Genomic DNA, 21,214 nt, shown 5'->3' with positions numbered 1-21,214 from the left:
ATGGGGTACGTGGAATCGGGCCCGTACCTGTCCTGCCAGTGCCCGGCCGGGTCAACCGCCGCTGACCGGCTCCAGGCTGAACGTCGACAGCCGCAGCCCCTTGCTCAGCACCAGGTACACGTTCCGTACTCCCTTGGCCGCGCCCGTCAGCGGAGCCGTCACCGTGGCGTACGAGTACGGCGACGACGTCCCGTCGAAGTGTGCCGTGCCGAGCAGCCTGCCCGTCGGCGAGCCCAGCCGTACCTGCAGCGTTCCCGTCGCGCCCGCCAACCGGGCCGTCACCGTCGACGCGCCCGCACCCAGCCGCGCATCCGTGAACTTCAGCCACGCCCCGTCCGCCGTAGCCGACACCGCCGTCCCGCTCGCCTTCGCCTCGTCCACCAGGCTGATCGCGCTGTAGTCGTCGAAGTTCTCGGCACGGGTCACGGCAGACAGGTCGCGAGGCGGGATCGTCTCGCCCCGTACCCTCAGTGACGTCCACGCCCGGATGTCCGACGACGACGCGCCGACCATCACGTCGTACGCCCCCGTCTCCACCACCCACTTCGAGCGCGTGACGTCCCAGTGCGCCAGGTCCGCATCCGGAAGGTGAAGCCGCACCGTCCTCGTCTCGCCCGGCCTCAGCGACACCCGCTCGTACGCCTTCAGCTGCTTCAGCGGCTGCTTGTCGCGGGATGCCCGCTGGTGGACGTACAGCTGGACCACCTCGTCACCGGCCTGTCGGCCCGTGTTGGTCACCGCCACCTGGTAGCCGTCGGCCGTCCGCCTCAGGTCGCCGTAGCGGAACGTCGTGTACGACAGGCCATAGCCGAAGGGGAACAACGGCCGGCCCTGGTAGTACAGGTACGTCCGGTCCGACTTGATGATGTCGTAGTCCAGGATCGATGGCAGGTCGGACTCCGAGCGGTACCACGTCTGCGTCAGGCGGCCCGCCGGGTTCGCGTCGCCGTACAGCAGATCCGCGAGCGCGTTGCCCGTCTCCTGGCCGGCGTGCGTCGTCCACAGCAGTGCCGGGACCTCCTTCTGCAGGGCGCCCAGCGTGGTGGGGTAACTGTTCTCGACCACGACCACCGTCTTGGGGTTGGCCTTGCGCACCGCCATGACCAGTGCCTCCTGTGACGGGGCCAGCCCCATGTCGGTGCGGTCGTGGGCCTCGCGTCCGTTGATCGCCGGCATCGAACCGACGACCACCACGGCCGAGTCCTTGCCCTTCACCGCCGCCACCGCGTCGTCGACTCCGCTGCGGACCACATCCTTTGTGTAGTGCGCGGCCTTGTCCTCGGTCACCAGGCCGAGCGTGCCGTCGGCGTCCACCGGGCCCAGGTACACCGGGTTCGGCCACCAGGACTCCCCGGTCTCGTAACCCGCGTAGCGCAGCAGATACGTCCCGTCGTCCTGACGCTCCAGCTTGAACTGCTGCTGCACGTACCAGCCGTTGGGCTGGGTCTGGTCGTTGACGAAGTTCGACCAGTTGTAGCCCACGTATCTGTGGTTCGCGGCCGAGCGCAGGGTCACGATGCCAGAGCCCCAGTCGAACACGTCGAACTGCGAGCCGACACCGCTCTGCGACGTCTCCTTCAGCGGCGCGCCCGTCTCCCCCGCTCCCGCTGTCACGTACTTCCCGGTCGCCGCGTCCTTCAGCGCGATCCGGTCCACGCCCTCGCTGCTCGCCACCGAGGTGCCGAGTTTCGCCTCGATGCCGGCCTTCGGCGTCACCGCGTACGGCAGACTTCCCGAGTACCAGTCCGTGTAGAGGGTGTCCGCGAGCGGCCCGACCACCGCGGCGTTCCCCGACTTCCTCAGCGGCAGCGCGCCGTCGTTCTTCAGCAGCACCGCCGCCTCGGTGGCCGCCTGCCGCGCCAGTTTCCGGTGCGCGGGGCTGTCGATGACGGACGCGTCGATCGAGCCGTACTTCCCGCCGCCGGGGTCGAACTCGCCGAGGCGGACCCGGATGCTCAGCACACTCCTTGCCGCCGTGTCGATGTCGGACGGCTTCAACAGGCTCGCTGACAACGCCGACTTGACGGCCGTGGTCGTCGGCCCGGAGTCCGTGTCGTTGTCGGTGAAGCTGTCGATGCCCGCCTTGAGCGCCGCCGCGTCCGCCTCGGCCTGGCTGCCGTAGTACTTCTGGCTGCCGACCAGGTTGCCGGGTGCGAAGGCGTCCGTGACGTTCAGCAGGTTCTGGGAGGTCCAGGTGCGCACGGTGTCGTTCAGGGCAGGGTTCACCGTGTTGGGGCGGCCGTTGACGAGGTTGTACGACGACATCACTCCCGTTGCCGCGTCCGCCTCGATCGCGGGCTCGAACGCCTGCTCGTCGTACTCCTTGAGCACGCGGGGGCGCAGTTCGGAGGATGTGGTGTCGCGGTGGACCTCGTTGTTGTTGGCGAGGAAGTGCTTGATCGTGGGCGCCGTCTTGAGGTGGTTCGGGTCGCCGCCGGTCAGGCCGGTGCCGTAGGCGGTGGAGATCGAACCGGTGAGGTACGGGTCCTCGGAGTAGCCCTCCTCGTTGCGGCCCCAGCGTGGGTCGCGCAGCAGATTGGCCACGGGCGCCCACAGATTGAGCCCCCAGCCGGCCGGGCGCTGCTGCTGGAAGCCGCGCGCCTCGTCGCCGACCGCCGAGCCGACCTGCTGGATCAACGCGGGGTCCCAGGTGGACGCGAGCCCGAGCGCCTGGGGGAACACGGTCGCCTTGCCGAGCCAGGCCACGCCGTGCAGGGCCTCGGTGCCGGTGCGGAAGGACTGGATGCCGAGACGGGGGATGGCGGGCTCGTACTGGTGGAGGAGCGAGACCTTCTCGTCCAGGGTCAGCCGGGAGAGGAGATCGTCGACGCGCTTCTCGACGGGGAGGTTCGGGTTGCGGAAAGGGTAGCCGGGGTCGTCGGCGTGGACGGGGACGGTGGCGCCGAAGCTCGCGATCAGGGCGAGCGCCACGGCCAGGGTGGTTCTGCGTCTTCCTTGCGTGCCTTTCATGCCAGGGCTCCTTCGGTCAGGATCTTGCAAGGGGACGATCTTCAGGGCTACGGAACATCAAGGCTTGGGGGCTTGGGGGCTACCGGGCTACGGGAGTTCACGGCTTCGGGGTTGCGGGACTTCGCGGCGTCAAGACGCGGTGCGCGGCGCCGTGCTCGCCCGGGGTGTGAGGTGCGGGGCGAGCAGGGTGGCTTCCGGAACCGCCGCCCCGCCCAGCTTCTTCATCAGCAGGTCCACCGCCCGCTCCCCCACCTCCGCGGACGGAATGGCGACGGAGGTGACCGGGATCCGGGCACCCGCGGCCTGCTCGTCCGGGCAGATCGCGGTGACGGACAGATCGCCGGGTACGGCCAGACCGAGCGACTCGAAGGCGCCGATCAGCGGCTCCAGGACCGCTTCGTTGTGTACGACCACCCCGGTCAGCGCGGGCTGCCCCCGCAGCAGCCGCTCGGCGACCCCGCGGGCGGCGGCCGGCGCGGCCTCGCAGGGGTGCACCGACGACACCAGCCGGTGCCGGTCTGCGGCCGTCGTGAACCCCTGTGCCACCCGCTGCGCGAACCCCGTGCCGCGCACATACACCTCCGGCGGCGACCCGACCAGCGCCACCACCCGGTGCCCGAGTCCCGCCAGATGCTCCACACACAGCTCGCCCGCCGCCATGAAGTCGAGGTCGATGCAGGTCAGGCCCTGTGCGGAGGCAGGGAACCCGATCAGCACGGACGGCCGGTCCAGGATCCGCAGCAGCGGCAGCCGCGGATCGTGCATCTGAACGTCCATCACGATCAGCGCGTCCACCAACGCAGTGTCCGCCACGCGCCGTAGACCCTCCTCGCCCTCCTCCTGGGTGAGCAGCAGCACGTCGTGATCGTGCCCGCGGGCGGCCGTCACCACCGACACCGCGAACTGCATCACCACGGGGACGTTGATCCCGGAACGCAGCGGCATCACCAGCGCCAGCACGTTGGACCGGCTGCTGGCCAGGGCGCGGGCGCCGGCGTGCGGGCGGTAGCCCAGCTCGCGAATGGCCGCCTCGATACGCTGCCGGGTCTCCTCGGAGATGGGGCGCTTGCCGCTGAGGGCGTACGAGACGGTGCTCGGCGAGACACCCGCGTGCCGGGCCACGTCCGTGATCTTCACCATGTCAGTCCAGCTCCTGTCAGAGGTGGAACCCTCACTCCGACTCCAGCTCCAGCGACAGAAATCCGGTGCCCGCCGCCGCGCGGGCGGTCCGCTCCCCGCTCGCCAGCGCCCAGGGTGCCCGAGGATCACTGCACGAGGCCCGCAGCGTCTGCCCCTCCTGTACGACGGTGAAGGTCACGTCGCCGACCGGCACCGTCACCTCAGCCCCCTGCTCCAGCCCGAACGCGCGCAGGGTGACCCCGTCGGCGTACGGATAGTCGGGGCGGCCGTCCACCGCGCCGACCGGGATCACCGCGCCCGGCCTGACCAGCAGCGGAACGCTGGCGAATCCGTGCCGCTCACGCACCCAGCGCGGCCCGGTCACCGTTCGTCCGGTCACAAGGTGAGTCCACTCGCCCTCGGGCACGTAGTAGGACACGTCGCCCTCGTCGTTGAACACCGGCGCGACCAGCAGGTCCGGGCCGAGCATGTACTGCCGTTCCAGATGCGCGCACGCAGGGTCGTCCGGGAACTCCAGCACCATCGCCCGCATGATCGGCACACCCTCGGCATGGGCGCTGCGCGCAGCCCCGTACAGATACGGCATCAGGCGCAGCTTCAGCCGGGTGAAGTGCCGCAGCACGTCGACGGACTCCTCGTCGAACAGCCAGGGCACCCGGTAGGAGGAGCTGCCGTGCAGCCGGCTGTGCGAGGACAGGAGGCCGAAGGCGAGCCACCGTTTGAACAGCGCGGGGGTGGGGGTTCCTTCGAAGCCGCCGATGTCATGGCTCCAGTACCCGAAGCCCGACAGGCCGAGGCTGAGCCCGCCGCGCAGCGACTCGGCCATCGACGCGTAGGTGGCCTCGCAGTCGCCGCCCCAGTGCACCGGGAACTTCTGGCTGCCCACGGTCGCCGAGCGGGCGAAGACCACGGCCTCCTGCTCGCCGCGGTGTTTGCGCAGCACGTCGAAGACGGTGCGGTTGTACAGGTACGTGTAGTGGTTGTGCATGCGCTCCGGGTCCGAGCCGTCCGCGTAGGCCACGTCGAGCGGGATGCGCTCCCCGAAGTCGGTCTTGAAGCAGTCGACGCCCTGCGCGAGCAGCGCCTCCAGTTTGGCGGCGTACCAGTCGCGGGCGTCCGGACTGGTGAAGTCGACCAGGGCCATGCCCGGTTGCCACAGGTCCCACTGCCACACGCTGCCGTCCGGCCTCTTCAGCAGATGGCCCAGTGCCTTGCCCTCGGCGAACAGCGGCGAGCGCTGCGCGATGTAGGGGTTGATCCAGACGCAGATGTGCAGGCCCCTGTCCTTGAGCCGGGCCAGCATCCCTTCCGGGTCGGGGAAGACCCGCGGGTCCCACTGGAAGTCGCACCAGTTGAACTCGCGCATCCAGAAGCAGTCGAAGTGGAAGACGGACAAAGGTAGTTCGCGTTCCTTCATGCCGTCGATGAAGGAGGTGACGGTGGCCTCGTCGTAGGAGGTGGTGAAGGAGGTCGACAGCCACAGTCCGAACGACCAGGCGGGCGGCAGGGCCGGGCGGCCGGTGAGAGCGGTGTACCGGCGCAGGATGTCCTTGGGGGTGGGTCCGTAGATGACGTAGTACGTCAACTGCTGGCTCTCCACGCTGAACTGGACCCGCGACACGGACTCCGAGCCGACCTCGAAGGACACCTTGCCCGGGTGGTCGACGAAGACGCCGTAGCCCGCGTCCGTCAGATAGAACGGCACGTTCTTGTAAGCCTGTTCGCTGGCGGTGCCGCCGTCGGCGTTCCAGATGTCGACGACCTGGCCGTTCTTCACCAGCGGTCCGAAGCGCTCACCGAGGCCGTAGACCGAGGTGCCGACCCCGAGGCCCAGCTGTTCGCGCAGGTAGTGGGCGCCGGTGGCGTCACGCATGATGCCCATGCTCTTGGGGCCGCTGGTGGTCAGCGTACGGCCTTGGGCGAGGAAGTCGACGTGCCAGGGGCCGGTGCGGGCGACGCGTACGGACAGGGCGCCCGAGGTGAGGGTGGCGTGCTCCTCGTCGTACTCCACCTGAGGTGAGAAGTCGTCGTCCCGCTGGATCTCGAAACGGGGACCCCGGGGCTGCTCGCCCTCGAAGTGCGTGAAGGTGAGGCCGATGACGTCCGGCATCGGCGCGTGCGCACTGATCGTCACGACCGGTCCCTTCAGCAGGTCGCCGCGGTGGCGGATGGGCTGGGTCGGCGCGTGGATCTCCAGGGCTTCCCCAGGTGTGGTCACGTCCAGGACCTGCACCGGGTGGGCCGCGGTGACGCCGTCGCGCAGCAGCCAGTAGCCGTCGGTGAACTTCAAGCCGTACCCCCTACTTGACGGCACCCACGGCGATGCCGCGGGTAAGAGTCCGCTGGAAGACGAGGAAGAAGACGAGTGCGGGCAGGACGCCCAGCAGGGCCGCCGCGTTGGTCATCGTGGCGTCCATCAGGCGCTGGCCCTGGAGGACTCCGAGCGCCACGGACACCGTCTGGTTGTCGTTGGAGATCAGCATGACCAGCGGGAGCAGGAACTCGTTCCACGTCCAGATGAAGAAGAAGACGAGCAGCACCCCGATGGTGGGGCGGCTGACCGGCACCACGATCCGCCACAGCACCTGCCATGAGTTCGCCCCGTCGATCCGGGCGGCCTCGATGATCTCGCGCGGGAACTGCCCGAGGACCGAGGCGAGCAGATACGTGCCGAAGGCGGCCTGGACCACGGTGAAGACGATGATCACGCTCAACCGGGTGTCGTAGAGGCCGGCCTGCTTGCTCAGGTAGTACAGCGGGTAGACCAGCGCCTCCTGCGGCAGCACGTTGGCGAGCACGAAGAAGGCGAGCACCCAGGCGCGTCCCTTGATGCGGCCGATGCCGATCGCGTACGCGTTCAGCACGGACAGTACGGCCGCCAGGACGGCCACCGAGCCGCTGATGAGCACGGAGTTGAGGAGCTTCTGCCCGTAGTCGACGCGTTGCCAGAAGTCCTTCAGACCGTCCGTGTAGAGGCCCTTGGGGAGGCTGAGCGGTCCGTGCTGGGAGTACTCGGCGGGGGACTTCACGGCGTTGACGGCGACGATCAGGAACGGCAGCACCATGAACAGGGCCGCGATGCACAACGCGACGAGGACGGGATAGCGGCCGACGGCCGTACGGGGCCGGGTGCGGAGCTCGGTGCGTACGGTGGTCATGCGCGGGCCCCTTCCTCGGCGTCCTCGGCGCGGGTCTGGAGTTTCAGGCCCACCATCGCCAGGACGAGGATGATCACGGTGAGGACGGTGGAGATCGCGGCGCCGTACCCGACCTGGGTCTTCTCGAAGAACGTGGTGAAGGAGAAGTAGGAGGGGACGTCGGTGGCGCCGCCCGGGCCACCCTTCGTGAGCACGTACACCGCGCCGAACACCTTCAGCGCCGCGACCGTGCACCAGGTCAGCACCACATAGATCTCCGGCCTGATCTGCGGCAGGGTGATGTGCCAGAAGCGGCGCCACCAGCCGGCGCCGTCCAGTTCGGCTGCCTCGTAGAGCTGGGGGTCGACGCGCTGGAGCCCGGCCATGAAGACGACGAGCGGGAAGCCGAGCTGCACCCACATCATCACCCCCATGACGCTGTAGAGGGCGATGTCCGGTTCGCCGAGCCAGTCCTGCTGCCAGGAACCGAGGCCGACCGCCCTCAGCAGTGCGTTCAGGGCGCCGTTGTCGGGGGCGAGGATCCAGCTCCAGACGATGCCGGCGACCGCGATCGGCAGCACCTGCGGCAGGTAGAAGCAGGCACGCAGCACGGCGGCCACCTTGCTGCCGAAGTGCTTGCCGATGTAGTCGAACAGCGCGGCGGCGAGGACGAGTCCGATCGCCGTCGGTACGACCGCCATGGCGACGACCATGAACAGACTGTGCCGGAACGACGTCCAGAACTCGCTGTCGTCCAGCAGCCGGCGGTAGTTGGCGAGCCCGGTCCACTTCGGTGAGCCGATACCGCTCCACTCCGTGAAGCTCACCCCGGCGTTCATCAGGAACGGGACGATGATCACGGCGAGGAACGCGAGCACGCCGGGGACCAGGAAGAGCGCGTACGACGTCTGGGGGCGGGGGCGGCGCGGGCCGGTGTGCGGGCGCTTGCCGACGGTCCGCACGCCCCGTTCGACGGTGATCGTCATTGCTTCGGCGCGCCCTGGTCGTACGCCTTCTGGAGCGCGCTGAGGTAGGCGTCCGGCTTCTCACTGCCCGTGATCAGCTTCTGCGTCTCGGAGACGAGGGTGTCGTAGAAGCCGGGGACGGGCCAGTCGGGGTAGAAGGCCAGGCCGTCGCGCTGGGAGAGCGTGTCGAAGTCGGCGATCAGGGTCTTGGACCGTGGGTCGGTGATGGCGTTCGAGTCGGCCGCGACCGGGACGCCGCCCTTGTTGCCCAGCAGGTTCTGGATCTTCGGTGACATGGTGATGTCGATGAAGTCGTAGGCGAGGTCCTTGTTCTTGGCGCCCTTCGGGACGACCCAGAGGTTGCCGCCGGAGCCGAGGGTGAGGGAGGAGCCGGGCCACAGCATGGTCCCCCAGTCGAACTTGTTCTCCGCCTTGAAGCGGCCGTACCACCAGCTTCCGGAGAACAGGATCGGGTTCTTTCCCTGGATGAAGGCGACGCCCGCGTCCTCTGCCTTGGTGCCGCTGGACGTCTTGCTGATGTAGCCCTTCTTGACCCAGTCGGCGAAGGTGGTCGCTCCGTAGGTCCAGGCCGCGTCGTGGAAGTCGGTCTTTCCCTTGTACAGCTCGTACTTGTCGACCCAGGAGCGGTCGGCCTTCGACAGCGCGAGCTGGTACAGGTACTGCTGGGCCAGGTACTCGGCGCCGGCGTCGGCGAGCGGGGTGACGCCCTTGGCGACGAACTTGTCCATCGCGGCGGTGAGGTCGTCGAAGGTCTTCGGTTCGGCGATCCCGTACTTCTTGAAGAGGTCCTTGTTGTAGAACACCATGGTGAATTCGGCGTAGTTGGGTATTCCGTACCACTTGCCGGACCCCATCACGCCGTTGGCGTCGTACTGACTCGTGGTCTTCACACCGGCGCTGAGCTTCTTGTCCCAGCCGCGCTTGGTGACCTCCGGGGTCAGGTCGGTGAGTAGTCCCTGCTTGGACAGCAGGCCCGCCGTCGCGTCGCCCTTGTTGTACTCCATGATGTCGGGCGCGTCCGAGGAGTTGAGCACCATGGGCGCGGTCTTCTGAATCTGCTCGAAGCCCTTCTCCTCGAACTTCACCTTCACGCCCGGGTGCTTGGCCTCGAACTCCATGATGGCCTCGTTCCAGGCGGCGCCCATCGCGCTGTCCGGACTCTCGTAGTGCCACAGTTTGAGCGTCTTGCCGTCGGAAGAACCGCTGTCCGAGCTGCCGCAGGAGGCCAGGAGCAGGGATCCGGACAGGATCACCGCAGCCGTCGCCGCCGCCCGCCGTCGTGCCGTCAACATCCAGTGCCTCCAGGGGAGTCGGATGGGTATCAGAGCGATTACTCAGCGTTCATCGAATCGATTCGATGCGTGATGTCGAAGCGCTTCGACGGAGGAAGGTAGGTGGGGGTTCCGACGGCGTCAATGGGTGTGCGTGATTCAGCCGGATCAGGTCCGCGTCTACGACCTGCGGCGGATGTTCGGCCGCGAGGGGGCCCGACCGGGACACAAGGTCGGCTGCGCCCGTGCCCCTCGTACCGCCCTTGCTCAGCCCTCCGGCATGTCGGCAGTCCATCGTGGAGTAAAGGCTTCGACATCGTCCGTTCAACGGTCTTGTTCTGTCCATGACTCGTTCGATGAGATGCGCGAGGACCACCTCGCGATCTCTTCATGAGGCCGAGGTCACTTCATCGACTCCGAATCACAGGGGGATTCATGCGCATAGCCCGTTCCGGGCAGGGCCTCGCGGCGGCCACCTCCGTCGCCGCCCTCGCGGTCACCGCACTGGCGACCGCAGCGCCTGCCGCCGTACCGCACACCATGGCGGTACCGGCCATCGTCGGGCACACCCTGGTCCACGGCGTGAGCAGTCCGCTCTCCAGCGAGCAGTGCCAGGCCAAGTGGCACATCAACTGCTACAACCCGCTCCAGTACCGCACCGCGTACGACCTGAACGCCCTCTACCGCAAGGGCGTCACGGGCAAGGGCCGCACCATCGTCATCGTCGACTCGTACGGTTCCCCGACCGTGCAGCACGACCTCGACGTCTACAGCAAGCAGTTCGGGCTGCCCAGCACCAAGGTGAAGGTGGTCAAGTGGGGGCACGTCCCCGCCTTCGACCCCAAGAACTCCGACATGACCGGCTGGGCCGGCGAGACCACCCTGGACGTCGAGATGGCGCACGCGGTGGCGCCCGCCGCCAAGATCGTCGTGGTGGAGACGGCGGTCTCCGAGACCGAGGGCACCACCGGTCTGCCGGAGATGATGTCCGCCGAGAAGTACATGATCGACCACGGCGTCGGCGACGTCATCAGCCAGAGCTTCGGCGCCACGGAGAACACGTTCCCCGGTTTCGACAGGGGTGACTTCTCCAGCATCAAGAACCTGCGGTACGCCTTCCAGGACGCCAACCGCAAGCACGTGACCGTGCTGGCCGCCTCCGGTGACGGCGGCGCGACCGACATGCAGGCGGACGGCAAGACGTACTACAAGAAGCGCGTCAACTCCTGGCCCTCCTCGGACCCGCTGGTCACCTCGATCGGCGGCACCCAGCTCCACCTGAACGACAAGGGCGACCGCGTCAAGCCGGACAGCGTCTACAACGACAACGGCTCCGGTGGCGGCGGCCAGTCCCACGTCTTCACGCGCCCGGCCTTCCAGAACAGCGTGAAGAACGTCGTCGGCAGCCGCCGCGGCACCCCGGACATCTCGATGTCCGCGGCGGTCAACGGTGGCGCCTGGATCTACTCCAGCTACGACCCGACCGCCGTCGGCTGGGACGTCAGCGGCGGCACCAGCGAGGCCACCCCGCTCTTCTCGGGCATCGTCGCCCTCGCCGACCAGGTGGCGGGCCACCGGGTGGGCAACATCCAGAAGGCGCTGTACGACCTCAACGCCCATCACGCCAAGAGCAACGGCATCGTCGACGTCAACGACGGCACCGACAACAGCTACCAGGGCGTGACCGGCTACAAGGCGGTCAACGGCTACGACCTCGCCACCGGCGTCGGCACCCTGGACGCCCTCCGCTTCGTCCCGGCTCTGGCCCGGGCGAGCCGGCACGGCTGACATCTCCTGACACCACACGGACGGCTCGGGTTCCGCACCTGGGCCGTCCGCCTCAGCCGTCGCCTCGCGCGGCTCCGAGTTGCGGGCCCCACCGCATCACCCGGCCGTCACACCCATCGGCCAGTCGGCGACGATAGCCGTGCACGACCTCCTCCGAGTGCCCCGCGGAGCGCGGCAGGGGCTTGGCGTTCATCGTCTCGAAGCGGTCGGGAAGTGCGCCGACACGGTGGTTCACCTCCGTGCTGTGCTCGAGGCGCTCGACGAGTTCGACGGGGTGGCCGCGGCGGGCCTCCTCCGCCAGTTCCCGCACCACGTAGAAGACCGCGTCGAGGCGGGCCAGTTCACGCGAGGTGCGCTCCAACCGACGACGGATGAGCAAGTCGACGGCGGCCGCGGGCGGCAGCGGAACCAGGTTGCCGTCGACCACGCCCATCGCCCGTAGTTCATCGAGGACCGCGTCCAGGCCGGGTATGCCGAGTTCCTCCTCCGCTGCCGGCAGATCCACCTGCGAAGTGCGCAAGAGGTAGCGATAGAGGCATCCTTGATGATGCGTCAACCCTAGGTACCGCAGAGTCATGACTTGGCTTCCCCGAACCGTGCAACTTCCTGTGCCGAGTCTTGGTGCGTTACCCCGAGATCGCCCGTAGTCGGCACGCGGCACCGCGCGCAGAGGCTGCCAAGTGACCTCCCTCGCCTCTCGGGCCGAGATGCTCGAGGGTCATCCGCCCATGGACACCTCCGTCTCGCAGTGCAGCCGACGGTCAAGGCCCAGCTCGCGGACCGGGCCGGTGAGCGTGAGGCGGGCCGTGTGGCGGACGTCCGTGCTCGACGCGGCCAACCGCAGTTCCAGGGTGCCCGGTTCGACGACGCGGGCGCCTGTGCGACCGGTGAAGGCCGACAGGTCCGCATGGAAGCGGAAGGTCACCCGGCGGGACTCCCCCGGGTCCAGCTCCAGCCGCCGGTACCCGATCAGGCGGACGTCCGGGCGGGTCACCGAGGCCACCGGGTCGTGCAGATACAGCTGGACGACCTCCGCGCCCCGTCGGCCGCCCGTGTTGCGGACGGTCAGGGACAGGTCGTAGCTGCCGTCGGTGCCTATGACGGGCTCCGTGCCCGTGAATCCGTCCCAGGTGAACCGTGTGTACGACAGCCCGTGCCCGAAGGGGTGCAGCGGGGTCGGGTCCAGGCTGCTGACGTCACCGGCCAGGCCCAGCGGCGGCTGGAGGTAGGTCCACGGCTGGCCGCCGGGCATCCGCGGCACGCTCACCGGAAGGCGGCCCGAGGGGTTCACGCGGCCGGTCAGGACCCCCGCCACCGCGGGACCGCCCTCCTCGCCCGGGAAGAACGCCTGGACCACCGCGGCCGGTCGGCCGTGCGGACGGACAGGCGTGTAGGGGCGTCCGGTCAGCAGCACCAGCACCACCGGCACCCCGGTCGCCAGCAGCGCGTCGAGCAGTTCCCCCTGCACACCGGGCAGCGCGAGGTCCGGCACGTCGCACCCTTCGCCCGAGGTGCCCCGGCCGAACAGGCCCGAGCGGTCGCCGAGGACCGCCACGCACACGTCCGCCTCGGACGCCCGCGCCACCGCCTCGGCGAAACCGGAGGTGTCCGGGTCCGACACCCCGCAGCCCTCGGTGAACACGACCTTGGCGTACGGGAGTTCGTCGCTCAGCGCCTCCAGCAGGGTCGGGATGGCGATGCCCGTGGGGACGTCCGGGTGCTGCGCGCCCACGTGTGCGGGGAAGGAGTAGCAGCCGAGCATCGCGAGGGCGTCCGCGGCGCGCGGTCCGACCACCGCGATCCGCGCGTCGGGGAACAGTGGCAGCACGCCGTCCGGATTGTCGAGCAGGACCACCGACTCCTCGGCGAGACGGCGGGCCAGAGCACGGTTCTCCGCCGGATCGAGGTCGACCGACTCGGGCGCCGGGGAGCGCCAGCCCTCGTCCAGAAGGCCCAGTTCGCACTTCTGCGTCAGGACGCGGCGGGCCGCGCGGTCCACCAGGGACTCGGCGACGCGGCCCTCCCGCACCGCCGCGACCAGCTCGTCGCCGTAGCAGTTCAGCGTCGGCAGTTCCACGTCGACGCCGGCGGTCAGCGCGAGCTGGGCCGACTCGGCGGGGGTCTCGGCGACGCGGTGCAGGGTGCGCAGGAAGTCGATGCCGAAGTAGTCGGCGACGACCGTGCCGGTGAAGCCCCACTCCCCGCGGAGCAGTCCGGTCAGCAGGCGCGGGTCAGCCGACGCGGGGACGCCGTCCGTCTCGGTGTAGGCCGCCATGACCGAGCGCGCCCCGCCCTCGCGCAGTGCCATCTCGAAGGGCGGCAGAGTGACGTCCGCGAACTCGCGTCTGCCCGCCCGCACGGGGGCCAGGTTCCGGGCGCCCGTGGAGGAGGAGTAGCCGGCGAAGTGCTTCAGCGTGGCGACGATCCCGGCCGACTCGAGTCCCCGGACGTACGCGGCCCCGATGGTCCCGACGAGGTAGGGGTCCTCCCCGATCGTCTCCTCCACGCGTCCCCAGCGCGGGTCGCGGACCACGTCCAGGACGGGGGCCAGACCCTGGTGGACGCCGACCGAGCGCAGGTCCCGGCCGATGTGCCGGGCCATCTCCTCCACCAGCGCCGGGTCGAAGGCGGCGCCCCACGCCAGCGGCACCGGGTAGGCCGTGGCGCCCCAGGCCGTGAAGCCCGCCAGGCACTCCTCGTGGGCGATGGCCGGGATGCCGAACCGGCCCGCCTCGACGATCCGTTGCTGAGCGCGGGCCAGCGCTCGCGCGCCGACCGCCGCTGCTACGGGGGCGGTGCCGAAGGAACGGGTGAGCTGGCCCAGGCCCCGGGTGATCAGTTCGTCCCAGTCGTAGTCGGTGTTCATGGCCTGCTGGTTCGGCGCGACGCCGTCGCCGTCGGTGGCGGCGCCCACCCACACGCCGTAGAGCTGGGCGGCCTTCTCCTCCAGGGTCATCCGGGACAGCAGGTCATCGACGCGTGCGGCCGCGGGCAGGGCGGTGTCACGCCAGGGAGCGGGGGTCATGGAACTCCTGTCGGGAAGGCGGGGCGAGCGCCCCGCGCGGCGCCTCACTTGCCGCCCACGCCCATCAGTCCGCCCACGAGGGCGCGGCGGGCCACCAGATAGACGGCGAAGACGGGTACGCCGGAGAGGACGACCGAGGCGAGCAGAGCGGGGATGTCGACGCCGAACTGGCTGACGTAGTTGAACAGGCCCAGGGTGAGCACCCGTGGGCCGTCGGACTGGGTGAAGATCAGCGGGAAGAGAAAGCCGTTCCAGGCCTGCAGCGCCGAGTAGATGACAACGGTGCTGATGCCGCCCTTGGCCAGCGGGATCACCAGCTGGAACAGCATCCGGGTGGCCGAGGCGCCGTCCAGCGCCATCGCCTCGTACAACTCCTCGGAGATGTCCCGCAGGGTGCCGGTCAGGATCAGCACGGACACCGGCATCGCGAAGGCCGCCGTGGGCAGGACGACGGCGAGCAGGCTGTCGTAGAGGTTCAGCTTGGCGATCATCAGGTACAGCGGCACGACCACCGCCTGCGCGGGGATCGCCACCCCCAGCAGGAACAGCCGGAAGGCGGCGCCGGAGAAGAAGGTACGGGTGCGCACGGCCACGTAGGCGAGGGGCACGCACAGGACCAGCACCGCGGCGACGACGGCGGTCGCCACGATCGCGGTGTTGGCCAGGAAGTGGAAGAAGCCGCTGTGCAGGACGGTGTCGTAGTTGGCGAGGGTCGGCCGGCTCGGCGGCTTCAGCGCGTTGTTGCCCAGCGCGTCGTCCTGCCGGGTCAGCGACGCCGAGATCATCGCGTAGATCGGGACGATCACGACGACCAGCCAGAGGACCGAGCCGAGGCCCGCGAGCGGGTTGGCGCGCCGCGTCCAGTGCCGACGGCGGCGCCGCGGCGGCGCGGACGCACGCGCCGCGGATGTCCTCACCGGACGCGGAAGCGTGTCGTGTGACACGGCGTCACATCCCTTCCCGCGCACTGCGCATCGCGCCGAAGCCGGTCAGCCGCACCAGCAGCAGCGACAGCGCGGTGGCGGCCACGACCAGGAAGGAGGCGATGGCGCTGGCGTAGCCGAAGTCGTAGCTCTTGAAGCCCGCCTCGTACATCAGGTACGGCAGGATCGCGGTGTCCGAGCCGGGACCGCCCTGGGTGAGGATCAGCACCGTCTCGAAGTAGGTCAGTGAGCCGACGACCATGAGGACACCGGACGTCGTGGCCGTGTGACGCAGCTGCGGAAGCGTGATCGAGAAGAACTGGCGCAGGCGGCCGGCGCCGTCGATGGCGGCCGCCTGGTAGAGGACCTCCGGTATCTGCCGTGCCCCGCCCTGGTAGATCAGGGTGTGGAAGGGGATGAACTGCCAGCCGCCGACGAACACGACGGCGAGAAAGGCGCCGCTGGTGGAGCCGAGGGTGTCTGCGCGGACGATGCCGAAGTTCGGGTCGAGCAGGGCGTAGAACAGCAGCGAGATCGCCGTCGAGGACAGCAGGAACGGTACGAAGAAGACGGCCGACAGCACGGCGCGGTTGCGCTGGCGGCCCGCCGCCCACACGCCGAGCAGCAGGGAGACCACCGTCTGGAACGCCCAGCTGACCACGGTGAGCAGGACGGTGACGGTCAGGGACTGGGTGAGGCGGTCGTCGGACAGCAGCTTGCGCCAGTTGGCGAGACCGACGGGCTGCGGGTCGCCCAGGCCGTTCCACCGGGTGAAGGACAGATAGAACGCGAGGACCATCGGGACGACCGCGAAGAAGACGAAGAACAGCACGCCCGGCAGGACCCAGACGACGTGCGGACGGCCGGCCCGTGTTCCCGTCCGGCTGCCGCGGGTGCCCCGGCCGCGCGTCCCGGGCCGGGCGGCCCGTCCGGGATGCGCGGTCCGTGCGGTGAACGCGCCGCTCACTTCAGCCCCTTGACGGCGGACACGAACTGGGCGGGTGTCGACTTGCCCACGAACAGCTTGTTGACCTCGGTCAGCATCGGCGTCGAGACGTCCGGGTCGACCGCCTGGTCCCAGCTGAGCGTGAACGCGGGTGCCTGCTGCACCATGTGGTACTGGAACATGGCGAACTCGGGGTTGGGCGACGAGCCCAGCAGCTTCTCCGCGTTCGACGTGGTGGGGATGTCGCCGTTGGCCACTAGGTCCTTGGCGTACGCCTCGGAGGCGCAGTCCCGCAGGAAGGCGAGCGCGGCGTCTTTGTTGGCCGTACGGGCGTTCACGGACCAGTAGTTGGTCGGGTTGCCGACGACGTTGCGGATGTCACCGGCCCCGCCGTCGACCTTCGGGAAGGCGCACCAGCCCAGGTCCTTCCTGGCGAAGTCCGGGAACTTGCCGAGCTGTGTGGAGTACTCCCACGACCCCATCAGGTGCATCGCCGCCTTGCCCTTGGCGAAGACCGCGGGAGCGCCGCCGTTGACGTACGACACCGAGTTGAAGCCCTTGCCGAAGGCCCCGTCGTCGATGAGCTGCCGGACGGTCTCGGCGGCCTTGAGGACCGCCGGGTCGCCCCACCCGGCGGAGTCGCCGTTCTTGATCCTGTCGAAGACCCCGGGGCCGCCGATACGGTCGACCAGGTACTCCAGCCACATCAGCTCGGGCCAGATGTCCGCGCCGCCCAGTGCGAACGGGGTGAGGCCCGCCTTCTTCAGCTTGGCATTGACGTCGAGCAACTGACCCCAGGTGGTGGGCGGTTGAAGTCTCTGCTCGGCGAACAGGGACTTGTTGTAGAAGAGGATCACTGGCTGCATGCCGCGCATCGGGATGCCGTAGTTGTGGCCGTTCAGCGCGCCCGCAGCCAGCACGGAGGGCAGGAAGCCGGACTTGAGGACCGGGTCGGAGGCGATCGTGTCGGTGAGGTCGACCAGCTGTCCGGCGTCCTTGTAGGCCTTGATCGAGCCGCCGCCCCAGTTGAAGAACACGTCCGGCGCGTTGGGCGAGCCCATCGCCGTGCGCAGCTTGGCCGGGTACTCCGAGCCGGGCACCTTCTGCAGCTTGACCTTGCCCTTGGCCTTCTTGGCCGCCGCCGAGGCGTTGAACCGGTCCACGGCCTTCACCTGCACCTTGACCGCGTCGTCGCCGTAGACGAGCGCCGTGATCGTGCCGCCGCCGCTGCCGGAACTCCCACCGGAGCCGCAGGCGGTGAGTCCGGCGGCCGAGATCAGGGTGGTGGCGCCGGCGCCGAGGAACCAGCGCCTGCTGTAGGACTCCATGTGACAGGAACCTCTCCCGAATATTTCGAATAGCGCTCCGAATGTTCCGGGAACGTAGAGCCGGGAAGGGGGTTCGTCAAGGGGGTGCGCAGGGATACGATCTCGGGCATGAACCCTGCGAAGCCCGTGGAAACTCAGACCGCCACCCTCGCCGAGATCGCCCGTGCGGCCGGTGTGTCGGCTCCGACTGTTTCGAAGGTCCTCAACGGGCGGGCGGACGTCGCCCCGGCGACCCGTAGCCGCGTCGAGGAGTTGCTGCGCACGCACGGCTATCGGCGCCGGCGCACCGAGGCGATCCGCTCGCCGCTGATCGACGTGGTCTTCCACGAGTTGGAGAGCGCCTGGGCGATGGAGGTCATCCGGGGAGTGGAGAACGTGGCGCGGGAGGCCGGTCTGAGCGTCGTGCTCTCCGAGAGCGCGGGCCGGCTCACCCCCGGGCGGACCTGGGCCGACCAGGTCGCCGCCCGCCGTCCGCACGGTGTCGTCCTGGTGCTGTCCGACCTCGACGAACCGCAGCGCGCGCTGCTGACCAGCAGGTCCATCCCGTTCGTGGTGATGGATCCGGCCGGCGACCCGGGCGCGGACGTGCCGTCGATCGGGGCCACCAACTGGCAGGGCGGTCTCGCCGCCACCCGGCACCTGGTCGAACTGGGCCACACCCGCATCGGCGCACTGAGCGGTCCCTCACGGATGATGTGCAGCCGGGCCCGGGTGGACGGCTACCGGGCCGCGTTGGAGACGGCGGGCCTGCCGGTCGACCCCTCACTCGTCCTGACCGGCGACTTCCACCACGAGGCGGGCTACCGGCTCGGCCTGGAGCTGCTGCGACGCCCCGACCGGCCCACCGCGGTCTTCGCGGGCAACGATCTGCAGGCGCTCGGCCTGTACGAGGCGGCCCGCGAGCTGGGCCTGCGTATCCCGGAGGACCTGAGCGTGGTCGGCTTCGACGATCTGCCGGTGGCCCGCTGGGTGGGACCGCCGCTGACCACCGTGCGCCAGCCGCTGACGGAGATGGCGGAGGCGGCGGCCAAACTGGTGCTCGATCTCGGCCGGGAGGAGCCGTCACCGGTGGCGACCCGGGTGGAGCTGGCCACCAGCCTGGTCGTCCGCAGCAGCACCGCCGCGCCCTCGCCGGGGATCGACACTGCGGCGATGGTGTCGAAAGTTTCGAAAGAGGTGCCCGGACGCGGTTCGGAGGCGGGCGCAGAAGCCTGAGCAGCGCGGGGCGGGCGACCGGCACCGGCAGCAGTCAGGGGTGGACCACCACGGCTCCGGGCTCCTCCACGGAGGTCATCGGCGCAGACGGCGAGCAATGCGGCGCCACCGGACGGCTTCGTACATCGACCGGATGAGGCGGAACGCCGGGTAGAGGAGAAACCCCACACCCACGAGGATGATCATGTACGGGATCGTCCATCGAAGGGGGTACTGCTCGTCGACGTGCGAGCCGATCCGCAGCCGCAGCAGACGGCCGTGCCATATCTCCACGCTGCCGACGGTCCCGGGCTCGGCCACCTGGTAGAAATCCCGCTCGACCTCGAACTTGCGGCGCCGCCCGTCTGCCGTGCGCACGGTGATCTCGTAGTGCGTGGTCTTCGATGCTGCGAACAACGGGAGGCCGACCGCGGCGACTTGGTCACGGAGCACACCGACGTACGGTCCGGCACCGTATATCGGGGGGACGGCCGGCGGGGGCGGCGCCGGCGGCGGGTTCGGTGGATCCGGCGGATCCCAGTCCTGGGTGGTGTAGGTAGACCGCGCGACGACGGTCATGGAGAGCCGCAGTCTGCAATGACTTGTATCAGTCGGCGGAGGGGTCGCGCAGTACGGTGCGCGCTCGAACGTCCGCTGTTCGACACGGGGGCCGGCGCTCAGCACCACACCCGCGGCGATGAGTGCGAGCCCCGCAAGCCCGGCGATCAGGGGCGCCAACCACCGCCTTTCCCGCCGCGAACCCCGTCTGGTCGGCCTCCTGGTGTGCCGCATCATGGACCGAACGTAATGCGCCAACGGGCGCGGGTCTCCGCGTATTTCCGGCCAGAAACCCCCGCCGCACCCATCCCGGCCGCTGCCTTCCCGCACCCGTGGCGCTGAGCGTCACCCCTCGGCTGCTCCACCTCCTCTTTGCATCCGTCACGCCGTGACAGGCACCCGGTTCAGTCCACCCTCGCGAGGCCGTCGGCGATCGCGGCGATCAGAGTGTCCTCGCAGGCCTCGGAGGTGTCCGCAGCCCAGCAGACGTAGCCGTCGGGGCGGATGAGCACGGCGGCGGTGCCCACATCGTCGGTACGTGCGGCGCGGACGAGGTCCACTCGTGGCGGGAGCCGTAGGCCGGCCGGGACGATTTCGGCGAGGTCGAGCAGGACGGCGTGCCCCGAGTCGAATAGCGCCGACAGGCGGGTGGGACCGGCTTCGGTGACCAGGTCCGTGTCCGGCATACGCTGTCCGGTCAGCGGATGCTCCCCCGGCAGCTCGTAGCGCAGCGAGAGTCCGGACATCAGTCCCGCCAGATGGCGGTTGGTGTCGGGCAGCCGCAACAGATCGGTGAAAATGTCGCGCAGGGCGGCCACGTCCTCGCTCGGGTTCGGATGGGCCAACACCCGCTGCGCCGACGTGTGATGCAGCACGCGGGCCCCGGCCGGATGCCGTTCGTCGTGGTAGCTGTCCAGCAGGCCGCTCGGCGCCCGGTCCTGGACGACCGCGGCCAGTTTCCAGCCGAGGTTGAACGCGTCCTGAATGCCGAGGTTGAGCCCCTGGCCGCCCAGCGGCGGGTGGATGTGTGCGGCATCGCCCCCGAACAGCACACGACCCACGCGGTACTGCTCCAACTGCCGGGTGGCGTCGGTGAACCGCGAGGAGTTGTCCACGGCGCCGAGGGTGGTCTCCTGGCCGTACACGGCGTGCAGGGCAGCAGTGATCTCCTCGGGGCTGACCGGGGTGTCGCGGCCCGTCTCCGCCTGATCCCCGTTTCCGAAGGTGATGCGGTACCGGTCGCGACCGAGCGGGACCAGCATGGCCCAATAACCGCCCGCATGGCGGGTCAGGCTGCTCATATGCCCCATCTGCCGCGGCACCAGCGACGACACGGAGGACAGGCGGATGTCGGCCAGCACCGCCTCATGCGTCCCGGGCCTGCCGGGAAACGGCAGCCCTAGCATCTTCCGCACCGTGCTGTGGCCGCCGTCGCACGCCGCCAGGTAGTGGGCCCGCACCCGCAGACCGCCCGCCGTCACGACCACACCGTCGTCGTCCGCTTCGACCCCCGAGACGGCGGTGTCACGCAGCACCCGTACACCGGCGGCGGTCGCCCGCTCCTCAAGCACCTCCTCGATCTGCCACTGAGGGATCGAGAGCGGGTATGGGTGCCTGGTCCGCCAGGGTGTGCAGTCCAGGGGCACGGGCAGGGCAGCGAAATGCCCGCCCACCGGTTCACGCGACAGGGCCCGCTTCAGCAACGGCTCCAGCAGCCCGCGCGACTCCAGCAGCTCGGCGGTACGGGGCTGGACCCCGCCGCCCTTCACCTGCTCGATGCGCTCGGGCAGCTTCTCCAGCACCAGGGTCTCAACCCCGGCCAGGGCCAGTTCGCAGGCCAGCATCAGTCCGGTCGGGCCTGCGCCCGCGACGACGACCTCGGCTGCACTCTCCGTCAGCACCATCACTGCCCCCTCATTTCTCGACTGGGAGTAAATGTATACCAGGT

The 21,214-nt window shown here is 69.4% G+C and carries 15 protein-coding genes; 2 read left to right on the top strand and 13 right to left on the bottom strand.

All coding sequences use genetic code 11. The features are described 5' to 3' along the window. Nucleotides 1–51: 51 nt before the first annotated feature. The 6 genes from ACFYX0_RS26655 to ACFYX0_RS26630 form a co-directional block, all read right to left on the bottom strand. Nucleotides 52–2,970, bottom strand: a complete 2,919-nt coding sequence (locus ACFYX0_RS26655; protein WP_388973720.1) for a glycoside hydrolase family 3 C-terminal domain-containing protein — start codon at nt 2,968–2,970, stop codon at nt 52–54. A gap of 129 nt (nt 2,971–3,099) precedes the next feature. Continuing rightward, entirely contained in the window at nt 3,100–4,110 is a 1,011-nt protein-coding gene (locus tag ACFYX0_RS26650) for a LacI family DNA-binding transcriptional regulator (protein ID WP_388973718.1), read from the bottom strand. Between the two features lie 31 nt (nt 4,111–4,141). Further along, nucleotides 4,142–6,400 carry an alpha-xylosidase gene (yicI, locus tag ACFYX0_RS26645; protein ID WP_388973716.1) on the bottom strand — a complete coding sequence of 753 codons (2,259 nt, stop codon included), beginning with the start codon at nt 6,398–6,400 and terminating at the stop codon, nt 4,142–4,144. Between the two features lie 10 nt (nt 6,401–6,410). Beyond that, nucleotides 6,411–7,268: a carbohydrate ABC transporter permease gene (locus tag ACFYX0_RS26640; RefSeq protein WP_388973715.1), complete on the bottom strand. Its 858-nt coding sequence runs from the start codon at nt 7,266–7,268 to the stop codon at nt 6,411–6,413. Then, nucleotides 7,265–8,233 carry a carbohydrate ABC transporter permease gene (locus ACFYX0_RS26635; RefSeq protein WP_388973713.1) on the bottom strand — a complete coding sequence of 323 codons (969 nt, stop codon included), beginning with the start codon at nt 8,231–8,233 and terminating at the stop codon, nt 7,265–7,267. Before ACFYX0_RS26635 ends, ACFYX0_RS26640 begins: the two co-directional genes overlap by 4 nt. Beyond that, entirely contained in the window at nt 8,230–9,525 is a 1,296-nt protein-coding gene (locus tag ACFYX0_RS26630) for an ABC transporter substrate-binding protein (RefSeq protein WP_388973711.1), read from the bottom strand. Before ACFYX0_RS26630 ends, ACFYX0_RS26635 begins: the two co-directional genes overlap by 4 nt. Nucleotides 9,526–9,939: 414 nt before the next feature. On the opposite strand from ACFYX0_RS26630, the gene ACFYX0_RS26625 reads away from it, so the two are divergent. Next, complete coding sequence (locus ACFYX0_RS26625) at nt 9,940–11,292, top strand: S53 family peptidase (protein WP_311699976.1); 1,353 nt, start codon at nt 9,940–9,942, stop codon at nt 11,290–11,292. A 52-nt stretch (nt 11,293–11,344) separates the two neighbouring features. On the opposite strand, the gene ACFYX0_RS26620 is transcribed toward ACFYX0_RS26625, so the two are convergent. The 5 genes from ACFYX0_RS26620 to ACFYX0_RS26600 form a co-directional block, all read right to left on the bottom strand. Beyond that, nucleotides 11,345–11,812: a hypothetical protein gene (locus ACFYX0_RS26620; RefSeq protein WP_388973709.1), complete on the bottom strand. Its 468-nt coding sequence runs from the start codon at nt 11,810–11,812 to the stop codon at nt 11,345–11,347. 198 nt (nt 11,813–12,010) lie between these two features. Beyond that, on the bottom strand, nt 12,011–14,317 hold the full coding sequence (locus ACFYX0_RS26615) for a glycoside hydrolase family 3 N-terminal domain-containing protein (RefSeq protein ID WP_388973707.1): 2,307 nt from the start codon (nt 14,315–14,317) through the stop codon (nt 12,011–12,013). A gap of 44 nt (nt 14,318–14,361) precedes the next feature. Further along, entirely contained in the window at nt 14,362–15,261 is a 900-nt protein-coding gene (locus ACFYX0_RS26610; RefSeq protein ID WP_388973705.1) for a carbohydrate ABC transporter permease, read from the bottom strand. Between the two features lie 4 nt (nt 15,262–15,265). Further along, the gene (locus ACFYX0_RS26605) at nt 15,266–16,207 is read right to left on the bottom strand and encodes a carbohydrate ABC transporter permease (protein ID WP_388973703.1); all 942 of its coding nucleotides are present in this window, start codon (nt 16,205–16,207) and stop codon (nt 15,266–15,268) included. After that, nucleotides 16,204–17,514, bottom strand: coding sequence for an ABC transporter substrate-binding protein (locus tag ACFYX0_RS26600; protein ID WP_388973701.1), 1,311 nt, complete (start codon nt 17,512–17,514; stop codon nt 16,204–16,206). Before ACFYX0_RS26600 ends, ACFYX0_RS26605 begins: the two co-directional genes overlap by 4 nt. 108 nt (nt 17,515–17,622) lie before the next feature. On the opposite strand from ACFYX0_RS26600, the gene ACFYX0_RS26595 reads away from it, so the two are divergent. Further along, nucleotides 17,623–18,729 (top strand): LacI family DNA-binding transcriptional regulator, encoded by a 1,107-nt coding sequence (locus ACFYX0_RS26595; protein ID WP_388973699.1) that lies wholly within the window; start codon nt 17,623–17,625, stop codon nt 18,727–18,729. A 75-nt stretch (nt 18,730–18,804) separates the two neighbouring features. Here the strand turns inward: ACFYX0_RS26595 and ACFYX0_RS26590 are convergent, their stop codons facing one another. Both ACFYX0_RS26590 and ACFYX0_RS26585 read right to left on the bottom strand, forming a co-directional pair. Further along, nucleotides 18,805–19,161 carry a hypothetical protein gene (locus ACFYX0_RS26590; RefSeq protein WP_388973697.1) on the bottom strand — a complete coding sequence of 119 codons (357 nt, stop codon included), beginning with the start codon at nt 19,159–19,161 and terminating at the stop codon, nt 18,805–18,807. 509 nt (nt 19,162–19,670) lie between these two features. Then, on the bottom strand, nt 19,671–21,170 hold the full coding sequence (locus ACFYX0_RS26585; RefSeq protein ID WP_388973695.1) for an FAD-dependent monooxygenase: 1,500 nt from the start codon (nt 21,168–21,170) through the stop codon (nt 19,671–19,673). Between the last annotated feature and the right edge of the window lie 44 nt (nt 21,171–21,214).

Source organism: Streptomyces sp. NPDC002573, from assembly GCF_042889625.1.
GTDB lineage: Bacteria > Actinomycetota > Actinomycetes > Streptomycetales > Streptomycetaceae > Streptomyces > Streptomyces gibsoniae.
The sequence above is the reverse complement of the archived record's forward strand: the minus strand, read 5'-3'. Positions and strand labels throughout refer to the sequence as shown.